The organism is Rivihabitans pingtungensis (assembly GCF_003201855.1).
In the GTDB taxonomy this organism is placed as follows: Bacteria; Pseudomonadota; Gammaproteobacteria; order Burkholderiales; family Aquaspirillaceae; genus Rivihabitans; species Rivihabitans pingtungensis.
In genome coordinates this window covers 69,894-88,874 of sequence record NZ_QJKI01000006.1, presented here as the reverse complement: position 1 = coordinate 88,874, position 18,981 = coordinate 69,894, and the positions used below count along the sequence as shown (strand labels likewise).

Below are 18,981 nucleotides of genomic sequence, written 5' to 3'. Positions count from 1 at the left end.
GCGGGAAGGATTATCCACCATGGGACAAACACACCAAGACGCGGCCGCCAACCTGTCGGCCACTCAGCAGTTTTTAACCTTCAGCCTGTCTGGCGAGATGTTTGGCGTCGGCATCCTGACGGTGAAGGAAATCATTGAATACGGCGAGGTCACCGAGATTCCCATGGTGCCGGCCTTTATTTGTGGGGTGATCAACCTGCGCGGCGCCGTGGTGCCGGTGATTGATCTGGCCGCCCGCTTTGGCAATACGCCCACCATTCCGTCACGGCGCACCTGCATCATCATTCTGGAAATCCGCCACGAAGACAGCACGCAAACCCTGGGCGTGCTGGTGGACAGCGTGTCGGCGGTGCTGGACATTCCCACCAGCGAGATCGAACCGCCGCCGGCCTTTGGCGCGCGCATCCGCGCGGATTTCATCGTCGGCATGGGCAAGGTGGATGGCCATTTTGTCATTCTGCTCGACATCGAGCGGGTGCTGTCGGTGGACGAAATCGCCACCCTGGCCTCGCTGGGCGAATCCGACACCAGCGAAGCCGTCAGCGCCAGCCTCAACTGACACACGAACGGGCGCCAGCCGGCGCCCGTTCCGCCGCCCTCAGCCGCCGACGAAATTTCCCATTTGTCCTAAACTCAGGCACACTAGTCGTTTTGCCCCGTTCTTCGGACGGGGACGCGATGATTCTGCCGGGAAGGACACGCCATGGCGCTGGAAACCATTTCCTCTGCCGACTTCGACCGCTTTCGCCGCCTGCTGTACGAACACAGCGGCATTCATCTGGCTGATAACAAGCAACCCTTGCTGATCGGCCGGCTGGGGCGCCGGCTGCGTGAGCTGGGGCTGGATTCCTACGCCGACTATTATCAGCGTGTCACCCAGCCCGGCTGCGAAGTCGAGCGTCAGCGCATGATCGACCTGCTGACCACCAACGAAACCCATTTTTTCCGCGAACCGCAGCATTTCGTCTATCTGCGCGAGCACATCCTGCCCAGACACCCGGCCGGCACGCCATTTCGCGCCTGGAGCGCGGCCAGCTCCACTGGCGAAGAAGCCTATACCCTGGCGATTGAGCTGGCCGAGGCATTTGGCGAAGCACCGTGGGAAATCATCGGCACCGACATCAGCCATCGTGTGGTTGAGCAAGCCCGACTCGGTATTTACCCGATTGAACGCGCCAAGGAAATTCCAATACCATTGCTGAAGAAATATTGTCTGCGCGGTGTGCGCAGCCAGGATGGCGCCATGCGGGTAATGAGTTCGCTCACCCGCCGGGCGCACTTCCTGCCGGCCAATCTGCTGGCGCCATTGCCCGATATTGGCCGTTTTGACGTGATCTTCCTGCGCAATGTGATGATTTACTTCGATATGGAAACCAAACGGCGGGTGGTGGACAACGTGCTGACCCGGCTCAAGCCCGGCGGCACCTTGTTCATCGGCCATGCAGAAACCCTGCAAAACGTCACCGAACGGGTGCAACTGGTCAAGCCCACCATCTACCGCCTGTCGGCGCATGGCTGACCCCGGAATGCGCTATGCCTGACCTTTTTGCCAGCACCGACCCCCGCACCGTCTTCCTGCACCCCGGCGAGTTCTACTTTGGCGGCGGCCCCACCCGCATCGCCACCCTGCTGGGCTCGTGCGTGTCGATTACGGTCTGGCATCCGCGCTTGCTGGTGGGTGGGATGTGTCACTACATGCTGCCCAGCCGCCAGCGCCCGCCACAGGCGGCGCTGTGCGGGCGCTATGGCGATGAAGCGATGGAATGGCTGCTGGCGCGTATCCGCGAAACCGGCGCACCGGCCGCGCAGTTTCAGGCCAAGCTGTTTGGCGGCGGCAATATGTTCGAAACCGCCATCGGCGGGGTGATGGACATCGGCCGGCGCAATATCGACATGGGCCGCCAGCTGCTGGCCCAGGCCGGCATCAGCCTGATGGCCGAGCATGTGGGCGGCAACGCCCATCGTAAACTGGTGTTTGAACTCTGGAGCGGCGACGTCTGGCTGGCGCGCCCCGACCGCTACGCCTCATTGGGAGACGCATTGTCATGAGCCGCAAAATCCGGGTGCTGGTGGTGGATGATTCCGCCGTGGTGCGCCAAGTCGTCACCCAAACCTTGTCCAGCGACCCTGGCATCGAAGTGATCGGTGCCGCGCTGGACCCAGTATTCGCGCTGGAAAAAATGAAAACAAACTGGCCGGACGTCATTGTGCTCGACCTGGAAATGCCGCGCATGGACGGGCTGACCTTTTTGCGCCGCATCATGGCCGAACGCCCCACGCCGGTGGTGATTTGCTCGTCCCTGGCGGAAAAAGGCGCGCAAGTGGCGCTGGATGCGCTGGCGGCCGGCGCGGTGAGCATCATCACCAAACCCAAGGTCGGGCTGAAGTCGTTTCTGGATAACGCCTCGAATGACATCATCCAGGCAGTGAAAGCCGCTGCCCATTCGCGCCCCAATCGCCGCGCCAGCGCGGCGGTGGCCAATCTGTCGCCCTCGCCCAGCCTGTCGGCTGACGTGATCCTGCCTGCGGCCCACAACGCCTCGGCCCCGCTGGGCCGCACCACCGACCGGCTGGTGGCGATTGGCACCTCCACCGGCGGCACCCAGGCGCTGGAAGCGGTGCTCACCGCGCTGCCGGTGGACACCCCCGGCGTGGTGGTGGTGCAGCACATGCCAGAAAAATTCACCGCCATGTTCGCTCAGCGGCTGAACAGCCTGTGCAAGATAGAAGTGCGCGAGGCGCGCAGCGGCGACCGCGTGCTGCCCGGCCTGGCGCTGATTGCTCCGGGCGGCAAGCATATGATGGTCAAGCGCAATGGCGCGCAATACGTGGTGGACGTGGTCGATGGCCCGCTGGTCAACCGCCACAAGCCCTCGGTGGATGTGCTGTTCCGCTCGGTGGCCAAATGCGCCGGCCACAATGCGCTGGGCATCATCATGACCGGCATGGGCGACGATGGCGCGCGCGGCCTGAAAGAAATGCGCGACGCTGGCGCGCACACCCTGGCCGAAGACGAATCCACCTGTGTGGTGTTCGGCATGCCCAAAGAGGCCATCCGCCTGGGTGGCGCGGCGGAAGTGCTGCCGCTGACGCGCATGGCCGAAGGGATCGGCCGCTTTACCCGCAGTTGACCGACCGTTTTGCTTCACTCTACCGTGCTTGCGCTGGCTTCCCGTTTTGGGACCAGCGCTTTTTTTATGCCCGGCACAGCACAATCACACGGATGCAGCCATCCATCCACTTGGCCTGAGCAGAGCGCGCCGGCAAGACGACGGCGTCAGGCTTATGGTTTTTGCAACACCGCCAGCACGTCTTCCGACAAGGCCGCCGGGTGGGCGGTGATGCGCAGCAAATGCCCCACCGCCGGGTGCGGCGGCCGGTGCAGCGCCACGCCCGCCGCCAGCAGGCGCGTCTGAATGCCCTCGGCTTCGGCGCGGTCGGCGCAGGCCACACAGACAAAATTGGTCGCCGAGGCAAACGGTTGCCGGCCGCGCGCGCGCAAGGCCTCGGCCAGCGCCTGGCGCAGCGCCAGGGTGTGGGCGCGCAGGGCCGGGGCGTAGTCCGGGTCGGCCAGCACGGTGTGCGCCGCTGCCTGCGCCCAGCTGGACACGGTAAATTGCGGGCGAATCTGGTCGGCCTTGTCGATCAGCGCCACGTCAGCCAAGGCGTAGCCCACCCGCGCGCCGGCCAGCGCATAGGCCTTGGACAAGGTGCGCAGGCGCAGCACGCCGGGCAGCGGGCCATCGGCCGGACGCTCGGTGGGTTCGGCAAAATCCAGATAAGCCTCGTCCAGCAACAGCAAGGTGTCCGGGTTCAGCGCGGCGCGCAACTGGGCCACCACCTCGCCCGGCCACAGATGGCCGGTGGGGTTGTCCGGGTTGGCCAGGTAGAGCAGCGCCGCCTGTTCGGCATTGGCCGCCTCCACCAGCGATTGCCAGTCCGGGCGCAGGCCGCCGGCATGCGCCTGGTAGGGGACTTCCCGCAGCTGCGCGCCGACGCCCTCGGCAAAATAGCGAAAGGTCGGGTAGCTGCCGGCGGTGCACACCACGGTGTCGCCGGGGTTCACGCACAGGCGCAGCGCCAGCAGGATCAGGCTGTCGGCGCCGGCATCGACGATGATTTCTTCCGGCTGGCAGTGATTCAACGCCGCCAGCCGCTCGCGCAAAGCCAGCGCGTAGGGGTCGGGGTAGAGCCGCGCCAGCTCGGCCAGCGCCGGGCCAAAAGCGGCCTCCAGCGGCGAACGCGGCTCAGCCAGGCCTTCGTTGGAGCCAATGCGCACCGGCACGGCGTGGCCCAGCCGGCGCTCCAGCTTCACGATGCCGGGAAACGGGTTGACGATGGTGTGCTCGGCCAGATGGCGGGCGTAACGAGGCATGAGGCGGCTCCTGAAAAACGGCTGAGCCGCCAGTATCGCCCAGCCGGGGACGGCGCGCATGTCCGGAATGTGCTGAGCTTATGCCGGGCGAGGGCGCTTGCTGTCAGCGGCACGCGCCGCCACAAGGGCAGGCAAAAATTGTTCAGCCCACCATGCACAAAACAAGGCCGCCGCGCCTTCCAGACCGGAAAGCGCGGCGGCGTGAGAGAACAAGCCCGTGGGGCCCGCTCAGTCTTGCAGGCGGAATTCGGCGCTGCGCGCGTGCGCGGTCAGGCCTTCGCCGTGGGCCAGGGTGCTGGCGATGCGGCCCAGCGTTTGCGCGCCCACCGCAGAGACTTCAATCAGGCTGGTGCGCTTCTGGAAGTCGTACACGCCCAGCGGGCTGGCAAAGCGGGCAGTGCGGCTGGTGGGCAGCACGTGGTTGGGGCCGGCGCAGTAGTCGCCCAGGCTTTCCGAGGCGAAGCGGCCCATGAAGATGGCGCCAGCGTGCTTGAGCTTGGGCAGCCAGGCGGCCGGCTCGGCGACGGACAATTCCAGGTGTTCCGGGGCGATGTAATTGGCGATCTGGCAGGCTTCATCCAGGTCGGCCACCTGAATCAGCGCGCCACGGCCGGACAGCGAGGCGCGGATGATGTCCTGGCGCGGCATCTCGGGCAGCAGGCGCTCGATGCTGGCGCGCACGCGGGCGATGAACTCGGCGTCCGGGCACAGCAGGATGGCCTGGGCGATTTCGTCGTGCTCGGCCTGGCTGAACAAGTCCATGGCGATCCAGTCCGGGTCGGTCTGGCCGTCGCAGATCACCAGGATTTCCGACGGGCCGGCCACCATATCAATGCCGACCACGCCAAACACCCGGCGCTTGGCGGCAGCCACGTAGGCATTGCCGGGGCCGGTGATTTTGTCTACCGCCGGGATGGTTTGCGTGCCGTAGGCCAGCGCCGCCACCGCCTGGGCGCCGCCGACGGTGAACACGCGATCCACGCCGGCAATGCGCGCGGCGGCCAGCACGATGTCGTTGCGCTCGCCGCCAGGGGTCGGGACGACCATGATGATTTCGCCCACGCCAGCCACCTTGGCCGGGATGGCGTTCATCAGCACTGACGACGGGTAAGCCGCCTTGCCGCCGGGCACATAAATGCCCACGCGGTCCAGCGCGGTGACTTGCTGGCCCAGCCGGGTGCCGTCTTCTTCGACATAGCTCCACGATTGCATCAGCTGGCGCTCGTGGTAGCGGCGCACGCGCTCGGCGGCGGCTTCCAGCGCGGCGCGGGTGTCGGCGGGCAGGCGGTGCAGCGCGGCGTCGAGTTCAGCCTGGCTGAGCTCCAGCTGGCTGGCGTCGGTGACGCTCAGGCGGTCAAAGCGGGCGGTGTAGTCGATCAGCGCGGCGTCGCCCCGGCTTTGCACGCTGGCGATGATGTCGGCGACGGCGGCGTCCACCGCCGGGTCTTGGGCGGTTTCAAAGGCCAGCAGCTGGCGCAGCGCGGCGTCAAAGCCCGGCTGACGGGAATCAAGCATGTGCATCATGAGTCAGGCATCCTGCAAAAAATGAAATCCGGGCGCTTCAGGACAGCGCCACCTTGACGCCCAGCGCCACCAGCACGCCGCCCAGCAGGCGGTCGATGCGGCGTTGCGCACGGTGCAGCAGCGCCATCACGCGCGGATGTTGCACCGCCAGCGCCACACATGGCCAGTAGATGACGCCAAGCAGGAAAATCACCAGGCCAATCAGCGCTTTTTCGGTGAGGGTGGAGTCCGGGCGCAGCAATTGGGTGAACACACTAAAGAAAAACAGCGTGGCCTTGGGGTTGAGCAGATTGCACAGCAGCCCTTCCAGAAAGGCGCGACGCACGCTGGCGCGCTCGGCCCCGCCAGGCGCGGTGGCAGCGGCCAGGCCGCCACGGCTGAACAGCGCCTGCACACCAATCCAGATCAGATACCCGGCGCCGGCATACTTGAGCAGGCCAAACAGCCAGGGCGTCTGCGCAATGATCAGCGCCAGGCCCAGGATGCAATAGCTCATGTGCACGGCAATGCCCAGATTGATGCCCACCGTGGTGGCCAACGCGGCGCGGCGCGAGTAGCGCGCGGCGTTTTTGACCACCAGCACAAAATCCGGGCCGGGGCTGATCATCGCCAGGGTGGCGATCACCGTGATGGTGAGGACGGTTTCCCACATGCGCGCGCTCCTGGCTGGCCGGGTGACTCAGCGCTTGACCGTGGCGGCGAAGGCGTCGATCACCGGGCGGATGGCGGCGTGCTTGAGCTTGAGCGCCGCCTGGTTGACGATCAGCTGCGAGCTGATATCCAGAATATGCTCCACCGGGGTCAGGTTGTTGGCTTTCAGCGTGCCGCCGGTGGACACCAGATCGACAATGGCGTCGGCCAGGCCGACCAGCGGGGCCAGCTCCATCGAGCCGTACAACTTGATCACATCGACATGGACACCTTTGGCGGCAAAGTGTTCACGGGCGATGTTGGGGTATTTGGTGGCCACCGACAGGCGCGCGCCATGCTGCACGGCGGCGGCGTAGTCAAAGCCATTGGGCGCGGCCACCATCATCTTGCAGCAGGCGATGTTGAGATCCAGCGGCTGATACAGGCCGGCGCCGCCGTGCTCGATCAGCACGTCGCGCCCGGCAATGCCCAGGTCGGCTGCGCCATGCTGCACATAGGTGGGCACGTCGGTAGCGCGCACGATCACCAGGCGCACATCCGGGTGGTTGGTGGCCAGAATCAGCTTGCGGGAGGATTCCGGGTCTTCGGCGGGGATGATGTTCGCCGCTGCCAGCAACGGCAGGGTCTCATCGAAAATCCGCCCCTTGGAAAGGGCAATGGTCAGCATGCGGGCAAGGCCGTCTGAAGCAAAAGACTGATTTTAACGGGATCAGGCGCAAATGGACAGGCCGGTGCGGCGGCAGGCAAAGCCAGGCGGCCAGAGATGATCCAACCTACAGACAGATAAAGACAGCACCCGGCCAACGCATGACAAAATTCTGATTTTTGTCAGAATGGCTTTTCCTCGACAAAAAACCTGGCATTTTCTCAAGCACTTAGCCATTTTTTGTCGAATGACAAAAATTCATTGCCGCTTCTTTCGGGCCACAGCAGGATATGCCACACTTCAGTGAATGGCACACACCTCAGCACAGCACCGCCAAGAGTGAAGGTTTGTCCGCCCGTCATTCGCCACGGCATGATCTCCTGACCGGCCCGACACTGCCATGCACAGTCCCTTGGCCGGGGCATGTCGTTTCACGCTCGGCCCGGTATAATCCGGCTTTCAATCATACGTTGCACTCACTGCAAGGAGCTGCCAATTGGCCCATTTGCCCAAGCGACTGCGTTCCCGTCCAGGACACTGGGCCCTCGGCGCTGCCCTGTTGTGTGGCAGCACCAGCGCCCTGGCCCAAGAGCCCGCCGGCCTGCCGGCGCTGGATCGTCAGGTAGACGAAGCTTTTCGCCAGGTGCTGAAAACCCCGGCCAGCCTGGATGCCGGGCTGAAATACGCCCGCCTGCTGGTGGCCGCCGGCAACTACGAAGGTGGCGTGGCCGCGCTGGAGCGCCTGCTGCTGAGCCCCAACCCGCAACCGACCATCCGCGTGGAGCTGGCGGTGCTGTACTACCGGCTGGGGTCGTATGAAATGGCAGAAAGCCTGTTGCGTCAGGCACTGGACGACACCCGGCTGGAAGGCGAGCCGCGCACGCTGGCGCAAACCCTGTTGCGCGATGTCAGTGCACGCAACCAGCCCTCGCAACTGCGCGGCATGCTGATGATCGGCGTGCGCCGGCAAAGCAACCCCAGCGCCCGCAGCGACGCCGACCGGGTATTTGCCGCTGGCGCGCTCACCCCGTTGGCCGACGCCTACAAGCCCAAATCCGACACCGACATCCAGCTGACCGCCCGGCTGGATCACCGCTACGACCTGGGCTGGCAGAACGAAGCGTCCGTGGTCAACTCGCTGGTGGCGCAGGTGACCGATTATCAGTCGTCCAGCGGCCGCACCTTGCGCGCCAACCAGGAAAACCCCTACGACCTGGCCTGGGGCGAGCTGACCACCGGCCTGCGCTTCAAACCCGCCCCCATCGACCTGCCCGGCCTGCGCCTGCGCCCGTATCTGATTCTGGCCGAGCTGGCCGCGCAGGGACATCGCTATCTGAACAACCGTGGCCTGGGCCTGGAAGCGGAATACCAGTTCAACGAAAAAACCCTGGCCAGCGCCAACTACGAATACCGCCATTACCACTACAGCAATCGGGTAGATCTGCCTGCCGCCGAGCAACTGGGTGGCCCGGACCACAATCTGCGCCTGCAACTGAGCCGGGAGCTGGCCCCCGGCCACCTGCTGAGCGCCGAGCTGGGCCTGCGCCAGCACCAGACCGGCCGCGCCTACTATGATTACCAAGGTGAAGAACTGCGGCTGACCTACTCCACCAGCTACCCCAGCCCGCTGACCGGCGTGGCCGGTGGCTACTGGAGCACCGCCGCGTGGGCGGGCGCCGCCCAGCGCCGCTACGGCGCAGCAGACCCCAGCATCACCGCCAGCCAGACGCGCAAGGACACCGACTGGCGAATTGGCCTCAGCCAATCGGTGCCGCTGACTGGCAACTGGTCGATGCTGCTGCAAGTGGAACATGTCCACACGCACTCCAACCTGCCCAATTACCAAGCCAGAAACACCTCGCTGATGGGTGCGCTGGCCTACCGTTTTTGATGGATACGCACCATGCATCCTGACCTGACCCAACCTGGCGCCGATCGCCCAAGGAGCCTGCCATGAGCCCACCACCCTTTTACCGTGACTGGTGGCTCGCCGCCGCCTTGACCACCAGCACAGCCCTGCCGGTGGGCGTGGCCCAGGCCGCACAAATCACCCAGCCGGTAGGCGTGGTGACGGCGCTGCCGGCCGCCGCCGCCGACAAACCTGACACCTTGCATGTCGGCAGCAACATCACCCCCGGCCAGCGCCTGCAAACCGGTAGCGATGGCCCGCTGCATGTGCTGTTTCTGGATCAGTCCGCGCTGACGCTCGGCCCAAACTCCGAGCTGACCATCGAAGAATTTCGCTACGATGCCGACAGCCGGCAGGGGCAGATTCGCCTGGGGCTGAGCAAGGGCTCCTTGCGCGTAGTGGGGGGCTACATCAGCAAAAACAACGCAGCCGTCATCACCACGCCCTTTGCCACGGTAGAAATCCAGGGCGGCATCAGTCTGGTGTCGGTGACGCCAAACGCCACCCAATCCACCTTTCTGTTTGGCCAGCAAATGCGGGTCAGCAATCCGGGCGGCAACAGCACAACCGTCACCCGGCCGGGCTTTTCGGTGAACAGCGGTCAAGACGGCCCATCCGCGCCCACCCGGATGTCGCCGCAGCAACTGACCACCCAGCTCTCTCAGCTGGAGCAAACCCGCACACCAGCCGGCACGCCCTCCACACCGAGCACGCCGTCGCCGCAGTTGATCAGCACCAGCGACCGGCCCGGCCAGACGAGCCTGCCCAACCAGCAACTGGCGCCAGACCGGGTGGCGGTCAATACCGACAATACCCAGCAAGCCAACCCCACGCTGACGCTGAACAACCTGCTGACCACCGGCGCCAGCACGATTCAATCCTGACCGCAGGCGGGGCGCACGCCCCGCTCGTGGCGTTTTTCCGCCAGGCAGGCCTGCATGCGCGTGCTTTTTGTCTCTAACTATCCCCACTTGCCCGATATCCACGGCGGTCTGCAAACCACCACCCATGACCTGTGCCTGGCCATCCAGGCCATGGGCGCAGCGGCGGGCGTGCTGTGTGGCCGGCAAGCCAGTGGGCCAGATGCCTGGCAAGAAGACCGCACACTGGGCTACCCGGTATGGCGCGCCACGCAGCCGGAGCACGCACTGGCCGAGGTGGCCGACCGCTGGCAGGCCAGCGCCATCGTGGTACAAACCGGCACCAGCCTGCTGCCGATGGTGGTGCGCAGTCTGGCCACTGGCCTGCCCACGGCGGTGTATCTGCACAATGTGGAAACCCACCAGCTGGCCGGCACGCTGACGCCAGATCCCTCGCTGCGGTATTTTGCCAATTCTGCTTTTACCGCCAAGCGCTGGCGCGCGTTGTGCGGCATCGACTGCTGCGTGATTCCGCCGATTATCGACGCCGAGCGCTACCTGGTGGCACAGACGGGCGAGCAGGTGTTATTTGTCAATCCCACGCCGATCAAGGGCGTGGAAATCCTGTTTGCCCTGGCCGCCGCCTGCCCGGAACTGCCGTTTTTGGTGTACGAAAGCTGGAACCTCGCCCCGGCCTGGCGCGAGCACTGCCAGCAGCGCGCCCGTGCGCTGGGCAATGTCCGCTGGCAAGCGCCAACGCTGGACATGCGCCAGGCCTACGCTCAGGCTCGTGTGCTGCTGATGCCGTCGATCTGGGAAGAATCCTTCGGCCGCACCGTCATCGAAGCCCAGCTCAACGGCCTGCCGGTGCTGGCCAGCCACCGGGGTGCTTTGCCGGCGCTGGTGGGCCAGGGTGGCCTCACCCTGGAAGCTCACGCGCCGATTGCCGACTGGGCGCAAGCCTTGCGCCACCTGTATGCCCAACCAGAAGCAGCCGGCGCCGCCGGCCGCGAACAGGCCATGCGCCATGTGGCCGCCACCCCGCTGATGGTGGGCCAGTTGCTGGGCGAGCTGGCCATCCACGCCGCTGCCCACCGCACAGACGCCTGATTTCATTCATTGCCCACGGCTGGCTCGCCAGCCACAAGGACTTCAACACATGCCGGCCCACCCGCTCACCGACTCGCTGTTTGCCCACTACCCCCGCCCCCAGCGGCAGGATTGCAGTTTTTACCACTCGTTCGACCTGCCCGAAGGCGAGATCATCGGCCAATGGGATTTGCGCCAACATGCCGATCAATACCTGGGCGGCGTGGCGCTGAACCAGCGCTCGGTGCTGGAAGTTGGCCCGGCCAGCGGATTTTTGTCGTTTCACATGGAAAACCAGGGCGCCCAGGTGACTTGCGTAGAGCCACCGCTGTCCTATCTGTGGGATGCCGTGCCGTTTGCCGACTACGATCTGGAGCACTGGCGGCAAGAGTTCACCGCCGAAATCCAGAAAGTGCGCAACTCGTTCTGGTATGTCCATCACCAGAAACAGTCGCGCGTGCGCCTGCTGGAAACCGACCCCTACGCCATTCCGGCCGCTGCCGGCCAGTTTGACGTCGGCCTGCTGGCCTCGGTGCTGCTGCACTGCCGCCGGCCATTCGACCTGCTGGAAAGCGTGGCGCGGCGCAGCGAGCGCACGATGATCATCACCGAAATCTGGAACCCCACCCTGGGCGAGGGGCCGGTGTGCATGCTACTGCCGCATCAGGGCATGAAACAGGTGCACACCTGGTGGCATTTCACCCCGCAGTTCTTTATCTCGGCGCTGGGCATTCTGGGCTTTACCGAGGCGCGCGTCAGCCTGCACACCCAGCGTCAACCTGCCGAAAACCGCGAAGTCACCCTGTTCACCGTGGTGTGCGAACGCCCCGAGTCGCAGGCCACTTCGACCCACCGTCCGCGCTGAACATGCCCGAAACCACCCTGATCGACACCTTGCTGACCCAGGCCAGGCAACAGCTGGCGCTGGGCGACGCCGAACAGGCGCTCAGCCTGGCCCAGCACGCCTACGCCTGCGCCCCGCACCGCCCGGAAGCCACCCTGGCGCTGGGTGAAATCCTGCTGCACAGCGGCCAGTACGACGCCGCCCACGCCCTGCTGTGGCCCGCCGCCCAGCAATGGCCGCATGTGGCCGCCCTGCACCGCTGCCTTGGCCTGCTGGAACAGCAGTTGGGCCAGCGCGAAGCCGCCATCGACAGCCTGCGCTGGGCCTGCACGCTGGACCCCGGCCAGCACGACGCGGCCTTCCGGCTGGCCTGGGCACTGCACGACCAGGGAGAGCTGGACGAAGCCCTGTACTGGGCCTGCCATGCGCTGGCCGGCGAACGCAACGGCCCGCGCCTGCTGCAAACCGGCTGGCTGCTGCAACAAACCGGCCAGCTTGCCGCTGCCGCCGAGCACTATCAGCACGCCATCGCCGCCTACCCGCCCCACGCCGCCGAACAAGGCCAACTGCACCTGCAACTGGCCGAATGCCAACTGCTGTTGGCACATACCGCCGCCGCATACGCCACCCTGGACGCCGGGCTGCGCCGTTTTCCTGATGATCCCGGCCTGCTGACCACCCTGGCGCATGGGCAATGGCGCGGCGGCGACGCGCTGGCGGCCATCCGCACAGCCCGACGGCTGACCGAACTCGACCCCGAATGCGTGGCCCATTGGCATCTGCTGGGGGTGTTTCTGCAGGATTCCGGCGACTGGTTGGCCGCCGACCGCTGCTTTGCCCAGGTGCAGCAACGCGACCTGAGCCAAAGCGAATCGCTGTTTCGCCGCGCGCAAATCCAGGCACGCGCCGGTCGCCCGGCCGACGCCCGCTGGCTGCTGCAACAGGTGCTGCACCACCGCCCCGACGCCCTCCCCGCCTACACCCTGATGGCGCAGGTGTTGCTGGATCTGGGCGAGATCGACCAGGCCCGCCGGCTGCTGCTGCGCCAACTGCGCGCCACGCCCGCGCATGCCGAACACTGGCGGCTGCTGGCACTCATCCAGCGCCAACGCGGCCGGCCGGCACTGGCGCGGTGCGCACTACAGCGCGCCCTGCGGCACGACCCGAGCCACACCGAAGCCATGCGCATGCTGGCCTGGCTGGCGCTGGAGCAACACGATGCCGCGCTGGCGCTGGCCATGGTGCACCAGCTGCAGGCCCGCGCGCCTGACGACACCCACACCCATATCCAGGCAGCTTTTGTGCACGCCGCACTGGGCGACCTGGCCCAGGCCGGCCGCCATGCCGAGCGGGCAGTGGCGCAAGCGCCCGCGCAGGCCGAAGCCTGGCGCGCGCTGTCGCAGGTGCGCTACCGGCAACAGCGCCTGCGCGAAGCCGAAGACGCCATCGACACCGCCCTGCAACTGGCGCCCGACCGGCTGGACAGCCTGCGCCAGCTGGGCTGGATTCTGGTGGCGCAGCAGCGCTTGGGGCACGCCGAACTGGCTTTTTTGCGCGCGCAGGAACACGCCCCGAATGATCCGGTGGTCTGGCTGGAGCTGGCGCAGGTGCGGCTGCGCGCCGGCCAGTTTGCCGCCGGCCTGGCCTGCCTGGACGCCTTGCAGGCGCTGGGACCGCTGTCGCCACAGGCGCAGCTGCTGCAAGCGCGCCTGCTGGTGGAAGGCGGCCACAGCCAACCCGCCTACTACACCCAGGCCCTGGCGCTGTGCCGCCGCCTGCTGGCGCAACCCAGCCTGCAGGGCGAAGTGGCAGCACTACTGGTGCGTTTGCGCGGGCTGGGGGTAGACGCCGCGCGGCCGCTGTGCGCCATGCTGCCACACTCGCTATGGCGGCTCAGTTGCCAGCAGGCCATGAACACCGCCGTCACCCAACACGGCCACGCCTATCTGGCCCGACTGGCCCAGCTAGCCCGGCAGGAGTTTCCCGAACAACCCTGGCTGGCCCTGGCCTGCCTGTATGTAGACAGCCTGTCGGCCCAGGCCAGCCCGGCGCATCTGGCGCTGATGGCCCGCCATGCCTGGCGGGCGCTGAAACTGCACAACGGCCTGTCCACCGGCTGGGCCACACGTCGGCCCCGCCAGCCGGGCAGCCGGCTGCGGCTGGCTTATGTGGCCAGCCAGTCGCACGGCCGTTTGTTACAGCGGGTGCTGGCCAGCCACGACCCCGCACAAGTCGAAGTGTTTGTGTACAGCCAGCAGCCGCTGGGTGATTTACCGGCGCATGTGCACGAACAGCCACTGGAGCCGGCCGAACTGGCCAGCGCCTGCGCCGCCAATCAGATCGACGTGCTGATTGATGCCGGCGGCCTGCAACCGTTTGAAGGGCAATACGCCCTACTGGAGCGCTACGCGCAACGGCTGGCGCCAGTGCAAGTGGCCTGGCTGGGCAGCTGGGGCAGCGCCGGCGGGCTGTTTGACGTACTGCTGACCGACCGCGAAGCCGTGCCGGAAAGCGCCGAACAGCACTACACCGAAGCCATCTGGACGCTGGACGGCGGCCAATGGTGCTGGACGCCACCGGCCCAGGCGCCGGCCGTGCACGCCCCGCCGGCCGCCAGCCAGGGGCGAGTGACGTTTGGCGTCACCGCCCGTGGTCTGCGCCTGAACGACGACACCCTGCGCGCCTATGCCGGCGTGCTGCGCGGCCTGCCCAGCGCGCGCCTGCGCCTGATTGGCGCAGTCAGCCTGGATTGGCCACAACGCGCCGACCTGCTCGCCCGACTGCACGCGCACGGCGTGGACGCCAGCCGGGTGGAATTCGACCCACCCAGCCACTACCGCGACTGGCTGGCCTGGTTCCAGCAGGTGGACATTGTGCTGGACAGTTTTCCGGGCAATGGCGGGCTGAGCCTGCTGGATGCGCTATGGATGGGCGTGCCGGTGGTTAGCCGCTGCGGCAACTGGGCCGGCGCCCGCCAGGGGGCGTCCATCCTGCGCCCGCTGGGGCTGGGGCACTGGGTAGCGGACAGCGAAGCAGAGTTTGTTGCCGCCGCGCTGGCGCTGGCCAGCGATGTGCCGGCCTTGTGCCAGATTCGCACCGAACTGCGTGCCCGCATGCAGGCCTCGCCACTGCTGGATGGCCAGCGGGTGGCCCGGCAAATCGAACAACACTGCGCTGCCTATCTGGCCCGCCATGCCCCGGCGCCCACTGGCGGCGACCTCAAACAGGCGGTGCGCGAGCACGCCCGCCGCGAGCTGGCCGCCTGGCTGGACAAAGCCGACACCCGGCTGTCGCTGCCCGGCGTGCCGGCGGGGGACACCCCGGCGCTGTCGGTGGTGGTGATTTTGTATAACCAGGCCGGGCTGAGCCTGCGCACCCTGCAAGCCCTGGCCGACCAGCGCGGGGTGACCTTCGAAACGCTGATCATCGACAACGCCTCCAGCGACCAGACCGACGCCCTGCTGGCGCGGGTGGACGGCGCCACCATCGTGCGCAATGCCGACAACCTGGGCTTTGTGCTGGCGGCCAATCAGGGCGCGGCCCTGGCGCGCGGCCGCCATCTGTTGCTGCTGAACAACGACGCCATCGTCCAGCAGGGCGCGCTGGCCGCCACCTGCCGGCGGCTGGACGCCGACCCCACCATTGGCGCGCTGGGCGGACGCATTGTGCTGATGTCTGGCGGCCTGCAAGAAGCCGGCAATGTGATTTTTCAGGATGGCTCCACCGCCGGCATTGGCCGCGGCGAAGACCCCTTCTCGCCAGCGGCGCTGTGCAGCCGCCCGGCCGATTATTGCTCGGGCGTGTACCTGGCCGTGCCGCTGCCGCTGTGGCGCATGCTGGATGGCTTTGACCGCGATTTTGTGCCGGCTTATTACGAAGACACCGATTTTTGCCTGCGCGTCTGGCAGGCCGGTTTTCGGGTGGTGTATGCGCCGGACATCGTGGTGGAACACCTGGAATGGGGCAGTGCCGGTAATCAGGAAGCCCAGCAGCGCATGCGCGACAACCGCCTGCGCTTTCTGGCCAAACATGGCGACTGGCTCAGCCGCCAGCCGCGTCCGGGCCGGGTGACGCTGGATCACGACCGCTGGCGCAGCCCGGCCGACACCCCACGCCTGCCGCGCGTGCTGATCATCGACAATGAAGTGCCGCATATGGCGCGCGGTGGCGGCCTGCCGCGGGCGCGGCTGATGCTGCAAGCCCTGCAAGACTGGCCGGTGACGCTGTTTCCGCTGTGGTCATTCGACGACGACTGGGCACAGGTGCATGGCTCGATTCCCGACACGGTCGAGGTGATGCTGGGCCTGGGCATGGCCGGGCTGGAAGCGTTTCTGGAACGTCGGCGCGGTCTGTACGACGTGCTGTGGATCAGCCGCCCACCCAATTTGCAGGCGCTGGCGCCGCTGCGCGCCCGTCGGCCAGAGCTGTTTGCCGGCATACGGCTGATTTATGACTCGGAAGCGCTGTTTGCCCTGCGTGAAATCGGTGAACTGGCGGTCAGGGGCCGGCCGCTGACGCCGGCACAGGCGCAGGCGCGGCTGGACGCCGAGCTGGCGCTGGCGCAAGACCTCAGCCAGGTGGTGGTGGTGTCCCAGCGCGACGCCCAGCCTTTCCGCGAGCGCGGCCACCCGGTGAGCATTCTCAGCCACGCCATGCCAGTGCGGCGCAGCGTGCCCGGCCCGAAGCGGCGCGCCGGCCTGGTATTTGTCGGCGCCCTGCACCCGGACACCCCCAACGAAGACGGCCTGTTGTGGTTTGTCGAGCAGGTGCTGCCCCGGCTGCGCGCCCGACCGGGCGGCGCGCCGGTGCTGGAGGTGGTGGGCGAATGTCGCTCGCCACGCATTGCTGCCCTGGCCAGCGCCGAGGTGCGCGTGCTGGGCGCCCAAGCCGACCTGCGCCCCTGCTACGACCGCGCCCGGGTGTTCATCGCCCCGGTGCGCTTTGCCGGGGGCGTGCCGGTCAAAGTGATCGAAGCCGCCGCCCAGGGTATTCCGGTGGTGGCCTCGGCCATCCTGCAACGCCAGTTGGGCTGGCAGGATGGCCGGGACATCCAGGGCGCACGCGATGCCGAGGCCTTTGCCCGCGCCATTGCCCGCCTGCTGGACGACGACGCCCACTGGCAGGCACAACAGGCCGCCGCCTGGGCGCGCTGCGAAGCCGATTATCACCCCGACGACTTTGCCCGCCAGGTGCACCGCCTGCTGCTGGGCGAGCCGACGCAGGAGCACGCATGAATCCACATGAGCTGGAAACCGCCGCCCTCCGCCAGTCTCGCCGCTGGCTGGCCCAAGGCCAGCGCCGTGAGGCCGAAGCCAGCCTGCGTCAGGCGCTGGCGCGGGAGGCCAATCTGCCCGGCGTGCATGCCGCGCTGGCGCAACTGCGCTGGCCAGGGCCGGACTATCGCGCCTGGCTGGCCTGGCTGCATCAGCATCTGCAACCGCAGGTGTATGTGGAAATCGGCGTCGAAGCCGGCCATTCGCTGGCGCTGGTGCAGCCGGGCAGCCGCGTGCTGGCCATCGACCCGGCCCCGGTGGGCGATCCACTGCGCCATTGCCAGGCGCCAGCGCAGTTATTCACCCAGACCAGCGCCGATTTTTTTGCGGGCGCGGCGCAGACGCAGCTGGCAGAAAGCGGGTTTAACCTGGCATTTATTGATGGCGACCATCGCTTTGAACAGGTGCTGGATGATTTCATCGCGCTGGAACATTACGCCGCGCCAGGGGCGGTGGTGCTGTTGCACGACACCCTGCCGCTGACCGAATCCACCGCAGGCGGCGCCAGGCACACCGGCTTTTACAGCGGCGACGCCTGGAAAGTGCTGCCCTGCCTGCGCGCCCTGCGCCCGGATTTGCGGCTGACCACCCTGCCCACCGCGCCCACCGGGCTGACGGTGATCACCGGGCTGGACCGGCATTCCCGCGTGCTGGCCGAGCGGCGCAACCTGATTCACCGGGTGTACGCCCGCCTGCCCAGCGCCCACGCCGTGGCGCACCCGCAGCAGCTGTTCAATCTGGGCGAAAACAACCCGGCGTGGCTGGCGCGCTGGCTGGCGAACGCGCCATGACGCAGGCAAAGTCGTGGGGCAGCTGGCCGGCACGATACAGCTCGTCCTCAGCGGCCATCAGGCTGCGCAAATAAGGTTCGGCCGTGGCATCGGCAAAATTCTGCGCCACGCCGGCCAGCAGCATGTGCAGGATGGCGCCGCCGTATGGGCGCACTTGCACCTGGCTAAAGTAGTCTGGCAACAGCGGCAACAGGCGGGATGAGCAAATCGCCTCGCTGGGGTCCACCGCCACCACTTCGGCCACGCTGGGCCGACGAAAATGGCGTTTGCAACGGCCATTGCGCAGCGTCATCAGCCGCTCGGGCAGCAGCTCGGCCAGGCGGTTAAGCTGGCGAATCTGGCTGTCTGGCCATTGAAACTGGTCTGGGCCGACGTATTCATCCAGAAAAAACCAGCCATGGGGCGCCAGCAGCAGGCCGATATGGCGGTAGAGCAGGGCCAGATTGGCGCAGTGGTGCACGCTGGACACCCCCAGCACTGCGTCAAAACTGCCGGGGGTAAACGGCGGCTGCCCCACCGGCAGGCGGTTCATGTCGGCCTGAAAATAGCGGATGCCCTCCAGCCCCTCGGCCTGCGCCTGAGCCTGTGCCACCGCCAGCACCTTGGCCGACAAATCAATCGCCACGATCTCGCGCGCCCAGCCGGCCTGGGCGATTTCCCGCTCCAGCGTGCCGCTGCCGCATCCCAGCACCAGCACCCGGTTCAAGGGCAGCGGCTGCTCGGCGGCAACCGCCTGAAAAAACCAGCGTAGCGGCGACACCTCCGCCGCACCGCTGACCTTGCGGTTAATCGCCGCGCGCACCTGCGGCAGATGGGTCCAGTGCAAGCCTTCGGCAGTCCAGGCATCCGGGTCGCCCCAGGTGATGTCCAGTTGGTCGGCCAGACCGTGATCAATGGTGCCCAGCGGGCAGACAAGTGACATGGGACAAATCACAAAAAATTCAGAGAGGCCCAGTCTAGCATGGGCAGACAGCGGCGCTCGCAACCCCCGTCTGGCGTGGGCCAGGCGGGTGTGGTGG

General features: G+C 66.7%; 15 protein-coding genes. 10 read left to right on the top strand and 5 right to left on the bottom strand.

Going from position 1 to position 18,981, the window contains the following annotated elements; all coding sequences use genetic code 11:
• The first annotated feature begins 19 nt into the window (after positions 1-19).
• The 4 genes from DFR34_RS06610 (at position 20) to DFR34_RS06595 (ending at position 3,131) form a co-directional block, all read left to right on the top strand.
• Positions 20-559, top strand: a complete 540-nt coding sequence (locus DFR34_RS06610) for a chemotaxis protein CheW (protein WP_110390365.1) — start codon at positions 20-22, stop codon at positions 557-559.
• Between the two features lie 144 nt (positions 560-703).
• Entirely contained in the window at positions 704-1,519 is an 816-nt protein-coding gene (locus tag DFR34_RS06605) for a CheR family methyltransferase (protein WP_110390364.1), read from the top strand.
• A gap of 14 nt (positions 1,520-1,533) precedes the next feature.
• A complete protein-coding gene (locus DFR34_RS06600) occupies positions 1,534-2,049 on the top strand; it encodes a chemotaxis protein CheD (RefSeq protein ID WP_110390363.1) in 516 nt (171 codons plus the stop codon).
• Positions 2,046-3,131 carry a protein-glutamate methylesterase/protein-glutamine glutaminase gene (locus DFR34_RS06595; protein ID WP_110390362.1) on the top strand — a complete coding sequence of 362 codons (1,086 nt, stop codon included), beginning with the start codon at positions 2,046-2,048 and terminating at the stop codon, positions 3,129-3,131. Before DFR34_RS06600 ends, DFR34_RS06595 begins: the two co-directional genes overlap by 4 nt.
• 152 nt (positions 3,132-3,283) lie before the next feature.
• Here the strand turns inward: DFR34_RS06595 and DFR34_RS06590 are convergent, their stop codons facing one another.
• The 4 genes from DFR34_RS06590 to hisG form a co-directional block, all read right to left on the bottom strand.
• Entirely contained in the window at positions 3,284-4,375 is a 1,092-nt protein-coding gene (locus tag DFR34_RS06590) for an aminotransferase class I/II-fold pyridoxal phosphate-dependent enzyme (RefSeq protein WP_110390361.1), read from the bottom strand.
• Between the two features lie 228 nt (positions 4,376-4,603).
• Positions 4,604-5,896 carry a histidinol dehydrogenase gene (gene hisD, locus DFR34_RS06585; RefSeq protein ID WP_110390449.1) on the bottom strand — a complete coding sequence of 431 codons (1,293 nt, stop codon included), beginning with the start codon at positions 5,894-5,896 and terminating at the stop codon, positions 4,604-4,606.
• Between the two features lie 40 nt (positions 5,897-5,936).
• A complete protein-coding gene (locus DFR34_RS06580) occupies positions 5,937-6,551 on the bottom strand; it encodes a LysE family translocator (RefSeq protein ID WP_110390360.1) in 615 nt (204 codons plus the stop codon).
• A gap of 27 nt (positions 6,552-6,578) precedes the next feature.
• A complete protein-coding gene (gene hisG / locus DFR34_RS06575) occupies positions 6,579-7,217 on the bottom strand; it encodes an ATP phosphoribosyltransferase (protein WP_110390359.1) in 639 nt (212 codons plus the stop codon).
• 538 nt (positions 7,218-7,755) lie between these two features.
• Between hisG and DFR34_RS06570 the strand changes: the two genes are divergently transcribed.
• The 6 genes from DFR34_RS06570 to DFR34_RS06550 all read left to right on the top strand — a co-directional run bounded on the left by DFR34_RS06570 (position 7,756) and on the right by DFR34_RS06550 (position 17,962).
• Entirely contained in the window at positions 7,756-9,087 is a 1,332-nt protein-coding gene (locus DFR34_RS06570; protein ID WP_211309314.1) for a surface lipoprotein assembly modifier, read from the top strand.
• A 62-nt stretch (positions 9,088-9,149) separates the two neighbouring features.
• A complete protein-coding gene (locus tag DFR34_RS06565) occupies positions 9,150-9,989 on the top strand; it encodes a FecR family protein (RefSeq protein ID WP_110390358.1) in 840 nt (279 codons plus the stop codon).
• A gap of 54 nt (positions 9,990-10,043) precedes the next feature.
• Complete coding sequence (locus DFR34_RS17340) at positions 10,044-11,075, top strand: glycosyltransferase (protein ID WP_211309313.1); 1,032 nt, start codon at positions 10,044-10,046, stop codon at positions 11,073-11,075.
• Positions 11,076-11,124: 49 nt separating this feature from the next.
• Complete coding sequence (locus tag DFR34_RS17335; RefSeq protein ID WP_211309312.1) at positions 11,125-11,919, top strand: class I SAM-dependent methyltransferase; 795 nt, start codon at positions 11,125-11,127, stop codon at positions 11,917-11,919.
• A 2-nt stretch (positions 11,920-11,921) separates the two neighbouring features.
• Positions 11,922-17,132, top strand: coding sequence for a tetratricopeptide repeat protein (locus tag DFR34_RS06555; RefSeq protein ID WP_211309311.1), 5,211 nt, complete (start codon positions 11,922-11,924; stop codon positions 17,130-17,132).
• Positions 17,129-17,962, top strand: a complete 834-nt coding sequence (locus tag DFR34_RS06550; protein WP_110390357.1) for a class I SAM-dependent methyltransferase — start codon at positions 17,129-17,131, stop codon at positions 17,960-17,962. The genes DFR34_RS06555 and DFR34_RS06550 overlap by 4 nt, the downstream gene beginning before the upstream one ends.
• On the opposite strand, the gene DFR34_RS06545 is transcribed toward DFR34_RS06550, so the two are convergent.
• On the bottom strand, positions 17,904-18,884 hold the full coding sequence (locus DFR34_RS06545; RefSeq protein WP_110390356.1) for a class I SAM-dependent methyltransferase: 981 nt from the start codon (positions 18,882-18,884) through the stop codon (positions 17,904-17,906). The two genes, DFR34_RS06550 and DFR34_RS06545, sit on opposite strands and share 59 nt — an antisense overlap.
• Positions 18,885-18,981 lie beyond the last annotated feature (97 nt).